A 15486-nucleotide genomic window follows, 5' to 3' on the forward strand; every position below is an offset into this window, starting at 1 on the left:
CGCAGCGCGCAAAACGCGCCCAACCCGCCACGGGGCTCACGTTTCCACCGTGTTTCGGGGAGAAATCAGCCGGGTTTCGGTCGAGAGATTCAGCCGAATTTCGGCCGAAAAATGGGTCGGAGTTCGGCCGAAGGATCAGCCGATCCGCGTCCCGCCGACCGTGATGAGATCGATCTTGATTGTTGGGCAGCCAACACCGACTGGAACGCTCTGTCCGTCCTTGCCGCACGTCCAGATGCCGTCGGAGGTGGCGACGTCGTGGCCGAGCATCGTCACGCGCCGGAGCACCTCGGGGCCGTTGCCGATGAGGTTCACGCCCTTGAGCGGCGCGGTCAGCTTGCCGTCCTCGATGAGGTAGCTCTCGGTCAGCGAGAAGACGAAGTCGCCGTTCGAGATGTCGACCTGTCCGCCGCCGAACTTCTTCGCGAACACCCCGCGCTTCACCGACCTCACGATCTCCTCGGGATCGTGGGGGCCGGCGAGCAGGATGGTGTTCGTCATGCGGGGCATCGGCGCGGCGGCGAAGCTCTCGCGCCGCCCGTTGCCGGTCGGCGTGAGCCCGTAGTGCCTGGCCGAGAGCCGGTCGTGCATGTACCCGACGAGCTTGCCGTTCTCGATGAGCGTGCTGCGCTCGGGCTCGTGCCCCTCGTCGTCCACGTTGATGGTGCCGCGCGACTGGAGGAGGGTCGCGTCGTCGACGACGGTGCAGAGCGGGCTCGCGACCTCCTTGCCGATCTGTCCCGAGTAGTTGCTCGTCCCCTTGCGGTTGAAGTCGGCCTCGAGCCCGTGCCCGACGGCCTCGTGGAGAAGGATGCCGCTGTCGCCCGGGGCGAGCACGACGCTCATCTCGCCGGCGGGCGCGTCGCGCGCGTCGAGCATCGCGACCGCCTGGCGCGCCGCCTCCTCCGCGTGCCACTCCGGCGACTTGCCCTCGAAGTAGGCGGTGGTCATGCGTCCGCCGCCGCCGCTCGAGCCCTCCTGGCGCTTGCCGCCGCGCTCGGCGAGCGCCCGCACGCCGAAGCGGAGGAGCGGCTGGACGTCGTGCGCCATCCGCCCGTCGCTCGTGGCCACGAGCACCTCGCGCACCTCCTCGGCGAAGCTGGCCTCCACCTTGACGATGCTGGGATCGAAGGAGAGCGCCGCGGCGCTCGCGCGCTCGAGCAGCGCGCGCTTCTCGAGGCCGGGGACGTCGAGCGAGACGAAGGGCAGCTCGTAGCGGCCCGGCAGCGCGCGGCGGCGGAGCTCGATCTTCTGCGTGCCGCCCGAGCCGGTCGCGATCTGCGCCGCCGTCTCGGCCGCGCGCTTCATCGCGTCCCAGGTGAGGTCCTCGGTGTACGCGTAGCCGGTCGCGTCCCCCCGCTGGACGCGGACGCCGACGCCCATGGACACCCCGCGCGACGCGGCCTTGAGGATGCCCTCGTCGAACGTGAACCCGCCCCCCGCCCGGTACTCGAAGAAGAGGTCGGCGTAATCACCACCCTTGGACAGGGCGACCGAGAGGAGCCGCTCACAGAGCGCTGCGTCGACGGCATTTTCCTCTCCTGGAGCGAACGGGGCGCGGTAGGCCTGGCTGCGCGACATGGTGGCCAACTCTAGGTCCATTCGCCGGGGCGGTCGAGAAGCGGTCGGCCTTTCGGGCCCCTCCCACCCTCCCGCGTCCTCGCCCGGCGCGTCGCGGGCCCTCGGCGCGCAACCGTTGCGCACGGCGCGCGCGGCGCACGGCGTGTACGGCCGACGAGCACAGCAGAGCGCGGGAGGCGAGTCCGCGCCGTCGCACGCGCGCCGTGCGGCCACCGCCGGCGCGGACGTGTCAGACGCTCAGGCGTCGCGAGGGCGTGTCAGGCGCGCAGGGGTCGCAGGGCGGGCGCGCGGACGCGGATCGGCGGCCCCGCGAGGTGCCGAGATGTGTGCAGAAATGTGCAAGAAGGTCGCTTGACTGCTATGCTTTGAGCCGTCTTCGCGTGGAGGGCGGCGCAGGCCGTTTTCTCCGCAATCTTCGCGTTTCCCCTGCTGATCGGCGCGCCTTCACCCCGCATTTCCACGGTGGGGCGCGCTCTTCCACACGCCTCGACCGGACCTGCCTGGCGTCCGACCGGGGCGGGGGCTCGACGCCACCGCGCCATGCGGTCGCCGCGATCCCCACAAGGGGCCGCGGAGGGCGCGTGCTGCAAACAAGCACCTTGGCGGTAGCTTCCGGAACTTCCGATGCCGCGCGCTTGTACGTGGTAGCGGGATTGGCTAGGTGTTTTTAGGTGAGGTGAGGGATGCCGACGGGGCGCCCGAGCAACGCCTCGCTCCCCTCAGTAGGAGATTCCCATCGCCGTGGCGGTCGATCGCGACAAGGTACTCCAGACCGCGCAGAAGTTTGTCGAGCGCAAGCGCTTCGACAAGGCCATCGCCGAGTACCAGAAGCTGGTCGCGGAGGATCCGAAGGACGTCCGGACGCTGCTCAAGATCGGCGATCTCTACCTGCGGACGGAGGAGTACGTCGAGGCGATCACCACCTACGAGCGCGTCGGCCAGTTCTACTCCCTTCAGGGCTTCGCGCTCAAGGCGATCGCCGTTTACAAGCAGATCCGCGAGATCATCCACAAGCACGTCCCGCAGTACGAGGACCGCTTCGGCCACATCGTCCCGCGCCTCGCGGAGATCTACACGCAGCTCGGGCTCACGAGCGACGCGCTCGCGGCCTACGACGAGGTCGCGACGCGCCTGCTCCGCGCGGGGCGCGATCGCGACGCGATCGACATCTTCAAGCGGGTCGTCGACCTCGACCCGAACAACCCGCTTGCGTATCTGCGCCTCGCCGAGGCGCTGATCCGCGTCCGCGACTACGACGCCGCCATCCAGCGCTTCGGGACGGCGGCCGAGCTCCTGCTGAAGCTCGGGCGGCGCGACGACGCGCTGAAGGTCGTCGAGCGCCTGCTGCAGCACCGCCCGGACGCCCGCTTCGCCCGCATGGCCGCCGAGATCTACCTCGACCGCGGCGACCCGAGCGACGGGATGTCGGCCCTCACCAAGCTGCAGATCGCGTTCAAGGAGAACCCGCGGGACCTGGAGACGCTCGCGCTCCTCGCCCGCGCCTTCGACCTGCTCGGGCAGCCGGCGAAGGCGATCGAGGTGCAGAAGGAGTCGGCGCGCATCGCCAAGGAGGCGGGGCGGCTCGACCAGTTCAACGTCCTCGTGTCCGCCCTGGTCGCACGCGCCCCGAACGATGAGGGCGTGCGCCAGCTCGCCGCGCAGCTCGGGCCGGCGCGGAGCACGCGCGCGTCGATCGACGTCGAGCTCGACGAGGACGACGAGCCGGAGGAGCTCGAGGTCGAGGACGTCGAGCCCTCGTCGGAGGCGCCGATCCCGCTTCGCGCGTCGCAGCCCTCGACGTCCCCGGTCGCGAGCCCCCGGCAGCTCGTCGCGCACGCCGAGAGCTTCCGGCGCGACCGCCAGTACGACAAGGCGATCGCCCTCCTCAAGGGCGGCATCAGCCGGCTGCCGTCCGCGCGAGAGCTGCGCGAGAAGCTCTGCGACATCCTCATCGAGGCGGGTGACCAGGACGGAGCGGTCGAGCAGATGCTCGCGTTCGCGGACCAGCTCGCCGGCGATGGCGCCGTCGACGACGCCGCGAGGCTCCTCGACGAGGTGCTGCTGCTCGATCCGGGCAACGCCCGGGCCACGGAGATGCTCAACCTGCTCGGCTACGCCGTGCCGCAGGAGGACGAGCTCGCCGACGAGGAGCACACGGGCCCGGAGGTCTCGCCGACGGCCGGGGAGAACGACGCGTACGCGTCCGAGGTGCCGAGCCAGGACCTCTACGACCCCGACGCGCCGCTGCCCGCGTACACCCTCGACGAGGACGGCGTCGTCGAGGCGCTCCCGCGGCGGCCTGAGCTGGTCACGCACCTCGACGACCCGTTCGCGAACGAGCCGCCGCTGCCGAGCTTCCCGATCGAGGACGTCGAGGAGGTCGAAGAGGTCGAGGACGTCGAGGAGATCGAGGAGCTCGAGGAGGACGACGACGAGGAGACGGCGTCGGTCAACCCGAGCCGCGCGCCCGAGCACCCCCTCGCCGTCGCGGCCTCCCAGGCGCCGCCGGCGCCGTCCCCGTCCTCGATGCCCCCGCCGCCGGTGCTCGCCCCGCCGCCGGCCCTGTACAGCCCGTCCTCGGTCCGGCCGGCGTCGGTCCGGCCGGCGTCGGTCCGGCCGGCGTCGGTCCGGCCGGCGTCGGCGCGCTCCGTGCCGCCGGGGTCGCTCCGGCGCGCGGATGCGCTCGACGAGGACGCGCTCGAGGAGGTCGAGTTCTTCGCGCAGCACGGGATGTTCGAGGAGGCGCGGAACATCCTCGAGGAGCAGCTCGCGCGGCTGCCGAACCACCCGCTCCTGATGGAGCGGCTGCGCGAGGTCACCGAGCTGGCGTCGCAGAACCGCGTCGCGACGGACACCGAGAGCGGCACGCGCGTCGTCCCGCGCGGCAGCGAGCGGCCGGACGAGGATCGCGCGTTCGACATCGCCGAGTCGCTCAAGATGATCGACGAGCTCGAGGTCGCGCCGGGCTCCGTCACGGGCGTCCAGGACGATCCTCGGCAGATCAGCGTCGAGAGCGTGTTCGAGCAGTTCAAGGCGGGGGTCGCGGCGCAGGTCTCCGAGTCGGACGCGTCGACGCACTACGATCTCGGCGTGGCCTACAAGGAGATGGGCCTGTACGCGGACGCCATCGCCGAGTTCGAGCTCGCCTCCCGCGACCCCGGGCGGGAATGCGTCTGCCAGTCGATGATCGGCATGACCCACCTCCAGATGGGCAACATCGAGGCGGGCATCGACGCGCTCATCCGCGGGCTGCACGCCTCGCACAAGACGGTCGAGCAGGAGCTCGCGCTGACGTACGAGATCGCGAACGCCTACGAGATGCTCGGCGTCCCCGAGCAGGCGCTCTACTATTTCCAGCGCGTCGCCCGGATGAGCCCGAGCTACAACGACCCGCGCGGCAGCGTCGCGGAGCGCCTGCGCCGCATCGACGTCCCGAAGCCGGCCGCGCGCGCCGTCGGCGCCGAGATGATCGCGGACGAGTTCGACGCCGCGTTCGACGATCTCCTCCCGAGCGGCAAGCTGCCCTGAGCGCAGCCCGCGCCGCCCGGGGAGCGCCGGCGGTCGGTCTCGGCGGGCGGCTCAACCTCGGTCGGCGGCTCCGGTCGGCGGCTCAACCTCGGTCGGCGGCTCAACCTCGGTCGGCGGCTCCGGTCGGCGGCTCAACCTCGGTCGGCGGCTCCGGTCGGCGGCTCAACCTCGGTCGGCGGCTCCGGTCGGCGGCTCAACCTCGGTCGGCTGCCGCTCAACCTCGGTGCGTCCGTGGAAATGCCAGAAACTGGGCCAGGAGGGGCGCTCTCAGGTACCGGGGGTGCATGAACCGACCGCTCCTCTTCGCCGCCCTCACGTCGATCCTGGCCGTTGGCTGCGGGGCCGGGCTCGAAACGAACGCTCGAGCCGGCCACCCCCGGGGCGCCGCCGCCAAGGTGGCGGCCGAGACGCGGCGCGAGGTCGCGCAGCACGCGCAGGACGGCGCCGACAAGAGCAGCCGCAGCGCCGAAAAGACGGCCGCCGCGCGGCAGCCCGGCGACTACGTCGCCTACCGGTTCTCGGGCAGCTTCAGGAAGGCGCCGCTGCTCCTCACGCAGCGGGTGATCGCGCGCGAGGGGGACGTCCTCGTCGTCGACGTGACCCTCGAGGGCGACAAGGAGACCGAGGCGCTGCGGGTCCGCATGAGCGACGCGCCCAGCCGGCGCGGCGAGATCCTCGGCGCCGCCTGGATCGACGCCGACGGCGCCGAGCGCCCGGCGACCCTCGCGGCCTACGACGCAATGATGGCCAAGACCGCGCTCGCCGCCGACGAGAACGAGGAGGTGCTCGGCACCGAGGCGGTGAACGTGGACGTCGGCGGCGCCGCCATCGCCTGCCAGAAGACGAGCTTCCGCGTCCGCATCGGCAAGACCAAGGCGACGATGCGCACGCTCCAGAGCGACGACTTCGTCTGGGGCGACGTGGGCGGCGAGATCACGACCGAGGACGGCCGCGTTCTCTACCGGGCCGAGCTGGTCGACCGGGGACACACGGACGCGCCGCTGCGCGCGACCGCGGCGGCCGCCGGCGCGGCGCCCCCTCCCGAGCCGCGGCCGGCGACGGTGGCGCAATCCGACTACGAAGACTGAGCCGACGCCGGCGCGTCGCCCGGGTTCCCCTTGCGCGCGAGGATCTCACCCGAGCGCGCGGCCGCCTCCTTGACGAGATGGCCCATCTTCGGGTGCTCGGGCTCGAAATCCGGCTCGATCCCCTCCGCGCGGAGCGCCTCGGAGCAGACCGGCCCGATCGACGCCACCACGCCCCGCGCCAGCCCGGCGCGCAGCCGCTCGACGAGCCCCTCCTCGGCCGCCACGTGGAGCGCGTGCTCGACCTGCGCGCGGCTCGTGAACAGCGTGATCGCCGCATCGCCGTCCGCCAGCAGGCGCAGCCCCTGCCGCAGCGCCGTCGTGTCCTCCGGGAGCGCCCACCGGTACACCGGCACCGGCGTGACCCGGGCGCCGGCCGCCTCCAGCCCGGCGTAGAGCTCGTGGCTCGGCGCCCCGTGCTCCTGCACAGCGACGCGCTTTCCGCTCAGATCGCCGAGCCCGCGGACGACCTCGAGGATCTCCCGCCAGGTGTTCGGCTCGGGCACGGTGACGAACCGGGTCACGCCCAGCTCGCGCAGCGCCGCAGCTGGCTTCGGGCCGCGAACGACGAGCTGCACGGACGACAGCGCCGCGGCCATGAGGGACGCCCCCTGCGCACCACGACCGTCCTGGTCGGACGTCACGCCCTCCGCCTGCGGAGGTTGGAGCGCGGGCGCCGCCTCGGCCACGAGCGCCCTGGTCCCGACGCCGGTCAACAGGATCACGAGGTCGAACTCGGCGCCCGTGAGGCGCCGCGCGAAGTCGAGCGCGCGCTCGTTGCGCTCGATCGTCACCTCGCGCAGGGCCGGCGCCGTGACGGGCACACCGCCGTACCGCTGGATCAGCGAGGCCATCTCGGTAGCGCGGCGGCTCTCGAACGTGATGACGCGGCGCCCGGCGAAGTCGGGCGACGCTGGACGGGAAGGACGGTCGTTCGGGGGGTGCGTGGGCGTGCTCACCCGCGCAGCATAGCCCGGGTCCGGCGCTGGCGGGTTTCGGGCGGTTGACCAGTTTGCTAAGCTCACCCGCGTGAGCCATCCGATGAGCAACGAGGCGGGCGGGGTCCAGGGGGGCGGGCTCTCGCATGCGACCTCGGAGAACGACGCCGGCCCCGATCCGGCCATCGGCGCGGGCATCGCGCTGCTCGGCATCTTCCTGATGGGGGTGGGCGGCGCGGCGGGCGCGCACTACCTCTTCAACTTCGCCACGCTCGTGGCGGTGCTCGGGGCCGTCCTCTTCGTCCTCTTCGTCGCGCTCACCGCGCTGAAGCAGCGCCGCGCGCTCGGCGCCGCGGGCCGCGCCCCCAGCCCCGACAGCAGCGCCGACCCGCGGGACGCGCGCGACTGATCCGCGGCGCGGCTCCGCCCGGGCCACGCGGCTCGGGCGCGCCGGCTGCCACGACCGCTTGGCTCACCCCCGGGTGTCGCCGCCGGGATCGCGCTGCTCGTCCGGCGCCGTCGGGGCGCTGGTCGGGCCGCCGCCGACCTGGCCGGAGAGGTCCGGCTCGATCTCGGCGAGCGGGACGCCGAGCTCCTCCGCGATGCTCGTGATCTCCGCGCGCTCGGCCGGCGTGGGCGCGCCGTCCGCCGCGGCGAGCCGGATCAGGAGGCGCACCACCTCCACCCGCTCCCTGGCGTTGCAGAGCGCCTTGAGCTCGCGGTAGCAGCGATCGACCTCGCCCTCCTGGAGCGCGGGCAGCTTGCCCTGGAGGGCGTTGAACACCGCGTCGACGCCGCTCGGCGCGAGCCCGTCGACGTGCGTGAGCAGCTCGCGGAGCAGCTCGTCTTCCTTCGACGAAAAGCGGCCGTCGACGCAGGCCACCTTGCCGAGCAGGACGATGACGGTCGCGATGTAGCGGAGGACCACCGCCTCGTCGTCCGGGAGCGCCGCGCGGAGCTCCTTCAAGAGGGCGTCGAGGTTCGGGAACGAGCCCCCCTGCTTCAGGCCCAGCCAGGCGAGGAGTCCCACGCGTCGAAGCTACCAGATCATCGCCGGGCAGGGCAGCCCGGCGGAACGTCGCCTCGCCGGAGCACCCTGCCCGGCGAGGCGCCGCTCGTTGCGCCCGTCATCGTCATCCATCGCCATGGCCGGCGCCTTAGTCCTCACCCCCGCGGTCCGCAATCCAGTCGTCCACGGGGTTGTCGGACTTCGGGGTCTTCAAGATCGAGCCGTCGGGCCCGTCCTTGCGCACGACGAGCGTGCGCCGCGTCGTCGTGTCGGGCGTCTCGCGCGCGACGACGGTGATCACGTTGACCCCCGGCCGGAGCGGCGCCTCGAAGGAGAAATCCGCCTTCTTCGGGTCCGCGCCGTCGCGGTTCGACTTGTAGTAGAGCTTGCGCGAACCGACGAAGATGAAGGTGTCGAGCAGCCGCTCGCTGTCCGACGCCGTCCCCGTGATCTTCACGGTGTCGGCGGTCGTCGCCAGCGCCGCCGCGGCGATGTCGAGCGTCGGCGGCGCGTGCGAGTAGACGTCCTCGAACGCGACGGTCGCGGGCGCCGGCCCGCCGCCCTGGGTCACCTCCCGCGCCGCGACGAACGCGAAGCGGCCTCCGCCGAGATCGGTCTTGAGGAACCCGCCGGGCGCCTCGCCGAGCACCTTGACCACGGCGCCCGCAGGGAGCCGGCCGAAGCCGCGCGCGCTCGCCTGGGGCGACGGCAGCAGCGTCGCCCCCTGCGCCCCGGCCTTCACGGTGGAGCCGCCGCCCGTGAGCTGGAGGCGCGGCAGGATCGGGATCTTCACCTTCTCGCTGGCGAACTCGCGGAGATCGCGATCGCCCACCGACAGGGTGAGGGTCGCCTCGGGCTCGGAGAGCTGCGGCTCCACGTCGAAGGTGAAGACCACCTTGCGCACGTCGCCCGGCTTGATGTTCGAGACGTCGAAGCGCCCGGCGTGGAGCATCAGCCCCTCGCCCGAGAGGTTCGCGATGTTCGCCTGCGTCTCGTACGACGGGCCCTTGCCGACGTTCTTGACGGTCAGGTACATGCTGACCCGCTCGCCCTTCTGGATGAGCCCGTCGCCGTTGCCCTCGCGGTCGTCGACGATCTGGTAGGCGTACTGGAAGAGCGGCCGCTCCAGCGCGCGGATCGTGGGCCGGATCTCGACCGGGGGCGGCTCCGGCGCGCCGGCGACCTCGAACTTCACCTTGAGGCCGTCGCTCCGCGAGAGGGCGTCCATCGGGATCTTGCAGACGCGCTTCTCGTTGGCCTTCCTCGGCTTCGTCGAGCCGATCTTCCGCCCCTCGACCTCGCACCAGCCGAGCGGCGCCTTCGCCGTCTTCGTCTGGCCGGGGCCGATCTTGCCGAAGATGAGCTCCTTGCTGTCGAAGTAGAGGTTGTCGCTCTCCGTCGTCCCGCGCAGGCGGTAGACCGGCTGCTTGCCGTTGTTCTTGACCGTGACCCGGAGCTCCATCGGCTGGCCGGCGGTCACCTCGGCGTTCGGGCGATCGGTCTCGACCTTCACGTCGAGCTCGGACTTCGCCGCCGGCGCCGTCCCCTCGGGCGCGTCGGACCAGTCGACGCCGAGCTTCGCCAGCTCGGCCGCGACCTTGGCCAGCTCCTCCTTGCCGACCTGCTCGATGTGGTCGTGCACCGACCGGAGCTGCTGGATCCTCGGCGTGTTGGCGGGCATCCGCGCGGCGAGCTCGCGCGCGAAGCGGATCGGGAAGTCGAGGGAGAAATCCTCGTCGATGTCGCCGCCGCGGTCGCGCATCTGCTCGCGCTCGGCGCTCGTGAGCTGGTAGCGGACCACCTCGGACGGCTTGCCCGCCGCCGCCCGCGCGTTCGAGAGGTGCGCCGAGAGATCGCGCTCCCGGAGCCCGTCCTTCTGCACGGTGAGATCCATCTCGAGCTCGTCGACCGTCATCGGGTCGAGCTCGATGTCCGGCGTGACGCCGACGCCCTGGATCGAGACGTCGCCCGGCGTCAGGTACTGCGCGATCGTCAGCTTGAGCGCCGCCTTCTCGGCCGTGACGTCGGGGAAGACGAGCTGCACGCTGCCCTTGCCGAACGTCTGCGAGCCCACGATGACGGCGCGGTCGTTGTTCTTCAGCGCGCCCGCCACGATCTCGCTCGCGCTCGCGCTGTTGCCGCTCACGAGCACGACGATCGGGTACAGCGGCTCGGTGCCGGGCCCCTTGGCGCGCTTCTCCTCGCGCCCCTCGGAGGCGCCGACCGTCGAGACGATGACGCCGTCGGCGAGGAACTTGTCGGCGATGCGCGCGGCCTGATCGAGCAGGCCGCCCGGGTTGCCCCGCAGGTCGAGCACGAGCCCCTTCAGCGGCCCCTTGCTGCGCAGGTTGTCGAGCGCCGCGTCGAGCTCCGCGGTCGACGTCGCCTGGAACGTCTTCAGCCGCACGTAGCCGACGTTGCCCTCCAGGGCGCGCGACTCGACGGACCGGACCTTGATCACCTCGCGGGTCAGCTCGAACGGCTTCGGGCCTTGCCAGCCGCCCTCGCCCTCGCGGGTCACCCACACGGTGACCGCGGTGCCGGGGTCGCCGCGGAGCCTCCGCACGGCGTCGTCGAGCGGCATGTTGAGCGTCGACTCGTTGTTGATCTTCACGATCCGATCGAGCCGCTTGAGGCCCGCCCTGCCCGCGGGCGTGTCGGGCATCGGGTTGAGCACCGTGAGCATCTGGTCGCGGATCGAGATCACGACGCCGAGCCCTCCGAACGCGCCCGACGTGGAGAGGTTCATCTCCTTGTACGCCTCGGGGCTCAGGAACGACGAGTGCGGATCGAGCGTGTGCAGGATGCCGTTGCACGCGGCGTACTCGACCTCGCGGAGGTCGACCTCGGTGCCCTTGAGGTTCTTCTGCAGGAAGCCGAAGACCTCGCGCAGGCGCGCCGAGACGTCCCAGGGGCCCTGGATGTTGTCGATCCGGAACTTCTTCTCGCTGGTCTCGACGCGGACGGTGACCTCGTTGGGATCCTCGTTGAGGACGATCACCTGCGCGACGTCGCGCTGCACGGCGTTCAGCGCCGACAGCAGCATCTCCTTCGGCTTGACGCGATCCGGCTCGACGTACTTGTCGCGGATCATCTTGAGCGTCTCGTTCACGGCCTCGAGGCGGGTGAGGTCGTACGGCGCCTTGGCCACCTGACCGGTGACCGCGAGCGCCGGCTCGAACCCTCGCCAGAGCCCCCCGGGGCCGAACTGAAGAACGAAGTACGCTGCCAGCGGGAACGCGGCGAAGACCACGAGCGCCTTGACGATGCGCTCCAGGAGTCGATGGGGCATACGGCGCTCGAGTATAGACGCGCGCCGGCGAGCGTCGACCGACGTCGATCGGCGCGGGGCGCGCGCTACGCGGCGCCCGGCGCGCCGAGGCGGACACTACACGGGCTTGTGTGTGTCCTCTTCCTTGGTGTCGGTCTTCGCCGGGAGCTGCTTGGAGGGGTCGTCCTCGTCGTCGTCGCGGAGCCCCTTCTTGAAATTCCGGATGCCCTCGCCGATGCCCTTGCCGACGTCTGCGATCCTCCCCGCGCCGAAGAGGAGCAGGGCAAGCCCGATGAGAAGGGCGATTTCCAGCGGTCCAATGCGGCCCATAGCGGTGATCCCTCGAAGGCTGCCGTGCTCCCCGCGAGAGGCGGCGGGCGACGGCCCGGTTCGCGTCGACCCATACCACCCATCCTCCGCACGGGCAATGCAGCGGTTCGGAGCCTTGAAAGCCGTGCTAGGCTCGCGCGACCGGCTTTGCTGGAGGAGAGACGAGGCGCGTGCGCCCCCGCTCGCTCCGCCAGCAGTTCACAATTGAAGAACGGCTCGACGGCCCAGGCGGACCGCCGACCGGACGGGCCGGACGCCGGGCCGCGCGCGAGGCGCGGCCGGCGGCGGTCCGGAGCTCCGGCCCTCGCCGGCTTCGCGATCATCGACACGGGGAAAACACGATGCCGATCAACCGCATGAATCGAAAGGCAGCGCAGTGTCTGGCAGGGGCGTCGGTGGCGGCGGCGGTGCTCGCCGGCGCTCCGGAGCGCGCGAGCGCCCAGGAAGCGGGCGAGAGCGACAGGGTGAGCGTCACCGGCAAGGGGATCGTCGGCGGCGCGCTGCTCGGCGGTGAGGTCGTGATGCTGACGATGGGCGCGATCGGGGTCGAGCGCGCCTGGCCCTACCTCGTCTTCGGCGGGCTCGGCGCGGTGGGCGGCGGCGTCGCCGGCTACTTCATCGAGGCCTCGGAGCCGCCCGCAGAGGCGCCGCTCTACATGCTCGCCGGCGGCATGGCGCTGGTCATCCCGACCCTCGTCGTCACGCTGAACGCCACCGCGTACAGGCCCCCGGAGACCGACCAGAGCGAACCCATTCGCAACGAACCGTCCGTGGAGCCTCCCCAGCCGGGCGTCAGCGTTCAGCTCACGACGGACGCAGCCCGGTTCGTCCGGGGAGCCCGCTGGGAGCAGCCCCGGCTCGGCCTCATCGACATCACGCCGGGCCAGGTCGCGCTCGGCATGCCGGCGCTCTCGCTCAAGCCGCTCTACTCGCAGGACGAGATGGTCAAGTTCGGCGTGGCGCAGGGGCACGAGGTCCGCTTCCCCGTCCTGCGGGCGACGTTCTGATCGGCCGGCGGAGGCCCGCGCGGCGGGGCCGGGCGCGCCCCCTGCCCCGCTCGCCGGTCTCTGTGCCGATCGCAACGCTCGGCGTTAGGCTCTCGCCGTGGCCGATCTCGACGATCCCCCGCTCCCCTGGTCCACGCGGCTCTGGTTCGCGTTCGCGTGCTTCTTCCGCGTGCTGTTCGATGCGCAGTTCGCCGCGCGGGCCTGGCGAGCGCGGACGGCGGCCGCCCTGCCGCCCGCCGGGCGGGGCGAGCAGGAGACGATCGAGCGGGCACGAGAGGGCGGCGCGCCCCGCCTCCCCGGCGCCCCGGAGGCCGTGACCGTGAAGGAAGACGCGAAGAAGGCGCCCGCGCCCGCGCAGCCGGCCGCGCCCGCGCAGCCGGTCGCGCCCGCGCAGCCGGCCGCGCCCGTCGCGACCTCGGCGCTCCAGCTGCTCGCGCTGCTCCAGCGCGAGGGGCGGCTCGTCGACTTCCTCGAGCAGGACATCGCCTCGTTCGGCGACGCGGACGTCGGCGTGGCGGCGAGGATGGTCCATGAGGGCTGCCGCAAGGCGCTGCGCAGCCACGCGAAGCTCGCGCCCGTGCGGCGCGAGGACGAGGGGGCCAGCGTGACGCTGGAGGCAGGCTACAGCCCGGCCGAGATCAAGCTCATCGGCAACGTGTCCGGGAGCGCGCCGTACCGGGGCGTGCTCCGCCACCGCGGCTGGCGCGCCGAGGAGATCTCGCTGCCGACGCCGGTCGCCGGCCACGACGCCAGCGTCATCGCCCCCGCGGAGGTCGAGCTATGAGCGCGCGTTACATCATCGGGATCGATCTGGGCACCACGCACTGCGCGCTGTCCTACGCGCGCATCCCGGACGAGGGCGCCGATCCGCGGCTCACGCCGCCGCCCGAGGTGCTGGCGGTGCCGCAGCTCGTGGCGCAGGGCGCGCTCGAGGCGCGGCCGCTCCTGCCCTCGTTCATGTACATCCCCCACGAGAGCGAGGGCTTCCAGGTCCTGCCGTGGGACCCGGAGCGGCGGTTCGTCGTCGGCGAGCACGCCCGCGCGCGCGGGGTCGACGCGCCGGCGCGCCTCATCTCGAGCGCGAAGAGCTGGCTCTCCCACCCGGGCATCGACCGGCGCGGGTCGACGCTGCCGGTCGGCGCGCCCGAGGACGTCGAGAAGATCTCGCCGGTCGAGGCGTCGTGGCGCTACCTCGAGCACCTCACCGAGGCGTGGGACCACCTGTTCGCGAAGGACGATCCGGAGCTCGCCCTCGCCAAGCAGGAGATCGTGATCACCGTGCCCGCGTCGTTCGACGCCGCCGCGCGCGAGCTCACGGTGGAGGCGGCGAGCGCCGCGGGCTTCGAGGATCTCACGCTGCTCGAGGAGCCGCAGGCGGCCGTGTACGCCTGGATCGACGCGGCCGGCGAGGCGTGGCGCAAGCACCTCCAGCCGGGCGACGTGCTGCTCGTCGTCGACGTCGGCGGCGGGACCACCGACTTCTCGGCCATCGCCGCCGTGCCGCGCGACGATGGCTCGCTCGAGCTCGTCCGCGTGGCGGTCGGCGACCACATCCTGCTCGGCGGCGACAACATGGACCTCGCGCTCGCGCACGTCGTGAAGGCGAAGCTCTCGGCCGAGGGAAAGGAGCTCGACCGCTGGCAGATGACGTCGCTCACGCACGCGGCGCGCGTCGCGAAGGAGCGGCTGCTCGGCGATCCGTCGATGACCGAGGCGCCGATCGTGATCGCTGGCCGCGGCTCGAAGCTGCTCGGCGCGTCGATCCGGACGGAGCTCACGCGCGACGAGATCACGCGGACGCTCGTGGACGGGTTCTTCCCCGAGGTCCCGTCCTCCGCGCGCCCGGCGACGCGCGCGCGCGCCGGGCTGACGCAGCTCGGCCTGCCGTACGCGCAGGACCCGGCGATCACCCGCCACCTCGCGGCCTTCCTCGGCCGGCAGGCGGGCGCGACGGCGAAGCTGGAGGGGTTCGTCCCCAAGGGCGCGGCGGGGGATGAGCACGGCCGCGCGCCGCAGCTCCTGCACCCGACGGCGGTGCTGTTCAACGGCGGCGTCATGAAGAGCGCGGCGCTGCGCGAGCGGCTCGTCGCGACGCTCGGCGCCTGGCTCGAGGAGGACGGCGCGCCGCGGCCGCGGGTGCTCCCGAGCGACGACCTGGACCTCGCTGTCGCGCGCGGCGCCGCCGCCTACGGCCTGGCGCGGCGCGGCCGGGGGCTCAGGATCCGCGGCGGGACGGCGCGGGCGTACTACGTGGGCATCGAGGGGGCGGTGCCCGCGGTGCCCGGCCTGGAGCCGCCGATCACGGCGCTGTGCCTGGCGCCGTTCGGCATGGAGGAGGGCACCGAGGCGACGCTGCCGCCGCAGGAGTTCGGGGTCGTCGTCGGCGAGCCGGTGCGCTTCCGCTTCTTCAGCTCGTCGGTGCGGCGGGACGACCAGGCCGGAACCGAGCTCGAGGACTGGAGGCCCGGCGAGCTCGAGGAGCTCTCGCCCATTGAGGTCACCTTGCCCGCCGAGGGGCGCCGCGAGGGGGACATGGTGCCGGTGCGGCTGCGCGCCTCGGTCACCGAGGTGGGGACGCTGCTCCTGGAGGCGATCCCGCGCGAGGCGCAGAAGCCGAACGAGCGCTGGCGGATCGAGCTGTCCGTGCGCGCGGAGACGTGAGGCGCGGCGCGCCGCGTCGGAAACGACCCGAGGCGCACCAACGCACAGCGTCACACCGGCGCGTCGGCGCGCTCCC

11 protein-coding genes are annotated in these 15486 nt (G+C 72.4%); 6 read left to right on the forward strand and 5 right to left on the reverse strand.

Annotation, left to right across the window (positions count from 1 at the left end):
* Positions 1–135: 135 nt before the first annotated feature.
* Positions 136–1581, reverse strand: a complete 1446-nt coding sequence (locus tag WMF24_RS33755; RefSeq protein WP_437731552.1) for a TldD/PmbA family protein — start codon at positions 1579–1581, stop codon at positions 136–138.
* A 741-nt stretch (positions 1582–2322) separates the two neighbouring features.
* On the opposite strand from WMF24_RS33755, the gene WMF24_RS33760 reads away from it, so the two are divergent.
* Complete coding sequence (locus WMF24_RS33760; protein ID WP_437731553.1) at positions 2323–5109, forward strand: tetratricopeptide repeat protein; 2787 nt, start codon at positions 2323–2325, stop codon at positions 5107–5109.
* A gap of 284 nt (positions 5110–5393) precedes the next feature.
* Positions 5394–6197: a hypothetical protein gene (locus WMF24_RS33765; RefSeq protein ID WP_437731554.1), complete on the forward strand. Its 804-nt coding sequence runs from the start codon at positions 5394–5396 to the stop codon at positions 6195–6197.
* Here WMF24_RS33765 and WMF24_RS33770 read toward each other — a convergent pair.
* Complete coding sequence (locus WMF24_RS33770; RefSeq protein ID WP_437731555.1) at positions 6185–7153, reverse strand: uroporphyrinogen-III synthase; 969 nt, start codon at positions 7151–7153, stop codon at positions 6185–6187. The genes WMF24_RS33765 and WMF24_RS33770 overlap by 13 nt on opposite strands.
* A gap of 70 nt (positions 7154–7223) precedes the next feature.
* On the opposite strand from WMF24_RS33770, the gene WMF24_RS33775 reads away from it, so the two are divergent.
* Positions 7224–7541 (forward strand): hypothetical protein, encoded by a 318-nt coding sequence (locus WMF24_RS33775; protein WP_437731556.1) that lies wholly within the window; start codon positions 7224–7226, stop codon positions 7539–7541.
* Between the two features lie 63 nt (positions 7542–7604).
* On the opposite strand, the gene WMF24_RS33780 is transcribed toward WMF24_RS33775, so the two are convergent.
* From WMF24_RS33780 to WMF24_RS33790, 3 genes are all read right to left on the reverse strand, one after another.
* On the reverse strand, positions 7605–8162 hold the full coding sequence (locus WMF24_RS33780) for a TerB family tellurite resistance protein (RefSeq protein WP_437731557.1): 558 nt from the start codon (positions 8160–8162) through the stop codon (positions 7605–7607).
* A 127-nt stretch (positions 8163–8289) separates the two neighbouring features.
* The gene (locus WMF24_RS33785) at positions 8290–11433 is read right to left on the reverse strand and encodes an MXAN_5808 family serine peptidase (protein ID WP_437731558.1); all 3144 of its coding nucleotides are present in this window, start codon (positions 11431–11433) and stop codon (positions 8290–8292) included.
* A gap of 96 nt (positions 11434–11529) precedes the next feature.
* On the reverse strand, positions 11530–11742 hold the full coding sequence (locus WMF24_RS33790) for a twin-arginine translocase TatA/TatE family subunit (protein WP_437731559.1): 213 nt from the start codon (positions 11740–11742) through the stop codon (positions 11530–11532).
* Between the two features lie 341 nt (positions 11743–12083).
* Here WMF24_RS33790 and WMF24_RS33795 point away from each other — a divergent pair, with 341 nt between their 5' ends.
* From WMF24_RS33795 to WMF24_RS33805, 3 genes are all read left to right on the forward strand, one after another.
* A complete protein-coding gene (locus WMF24_RS33795) occupies positions 12084–12749 on the forward strand; it encodes a hypothetical protein (protein WP_437731560.1) in 666 nt (221 codons plus the stop codon).
* A gap of 97 nt (positions 12750–12846) precedes the next feature.
* Positions 12847–13533, forward strand: coding sequence for a DUF2760 domain-containing protein (locus tag WMF24_RS33800; RefSeq protein WP_437731561.1), 687 nt, complete (start codon positions 12847–12849; stop codon positions 13531–13533).
* Positions 13530–15410 carry an Hsp70 family protein gene (locus WMF24_RS33805; RefSeq protein ID WP_437731562.1) on the forward strand — a complete coding sequence of 627 codons (1881 nt, stop codon included), beginning with the start codon at positions 13530–13532 and terminating at the stop codon, positions 15408–15410. The genes WMF24_RS33800 and WMF24_RS33805 overlap by 4 nt, the downstream gene beginning before the upstream one ends.
* Positions 15411–15486 lie beyond the last annotated feature (76 nt).

It is taken from the genome of Sorangium sp. So ce1335 (genome assembly GCF_051521615.1).
GTDB lineage: Bacteria > Myxococcota_A > Polyangia > Polyangiales > Polyangiaceae > Sorangium.

Bases quoted from the DNA above. Each gene is read 5' to 3' on its own strand.
- WMF24_RS33765 (WP_437731554.1), top strand. From the start codon at position 5,394: ATGAACCGACCGCTCCTCTTCGCCGCCCTCACGTCGATCCTGGCCGTT.
- WMF24_RS33790 (WP_437731559.1), bottom strand. From the start codon at position 11,742: ATGGGCCGCATTGGACCGCTGGAAATCGCCCTTCTCATCGGGCTTGCC.
- WMF24_RS33795 (WP_437731560.1), top strand. From the start codon at position 12,084: ATGCCGATCAACCGCATGAATCGAAAGGCAGCGCAGTGTCTGGCAGGG.
- WMF24_RS33805 (WP_437731562.1), top strand. From the start codon at position 13,530: ATGAGCGCGCGTTACATCATCGGGATCGATCTGGGCACCACGCACTGC.
- WMF24_RS33785 (WP_437731558.1), bottom strand. From the start codon at position 11,433: ATGCCCCATCGACTCCTGGAGCGCATCGTCAAGGCGCTCGTGGTCTTC.
- WMF24_RS33755 (WP_437731552.1), bottom strand. From the start codon at position 1,581: ATGTCGCGCAGCCAGGCCTACCGCGCCCCGTTCGCTCCAGGAGAGGAA.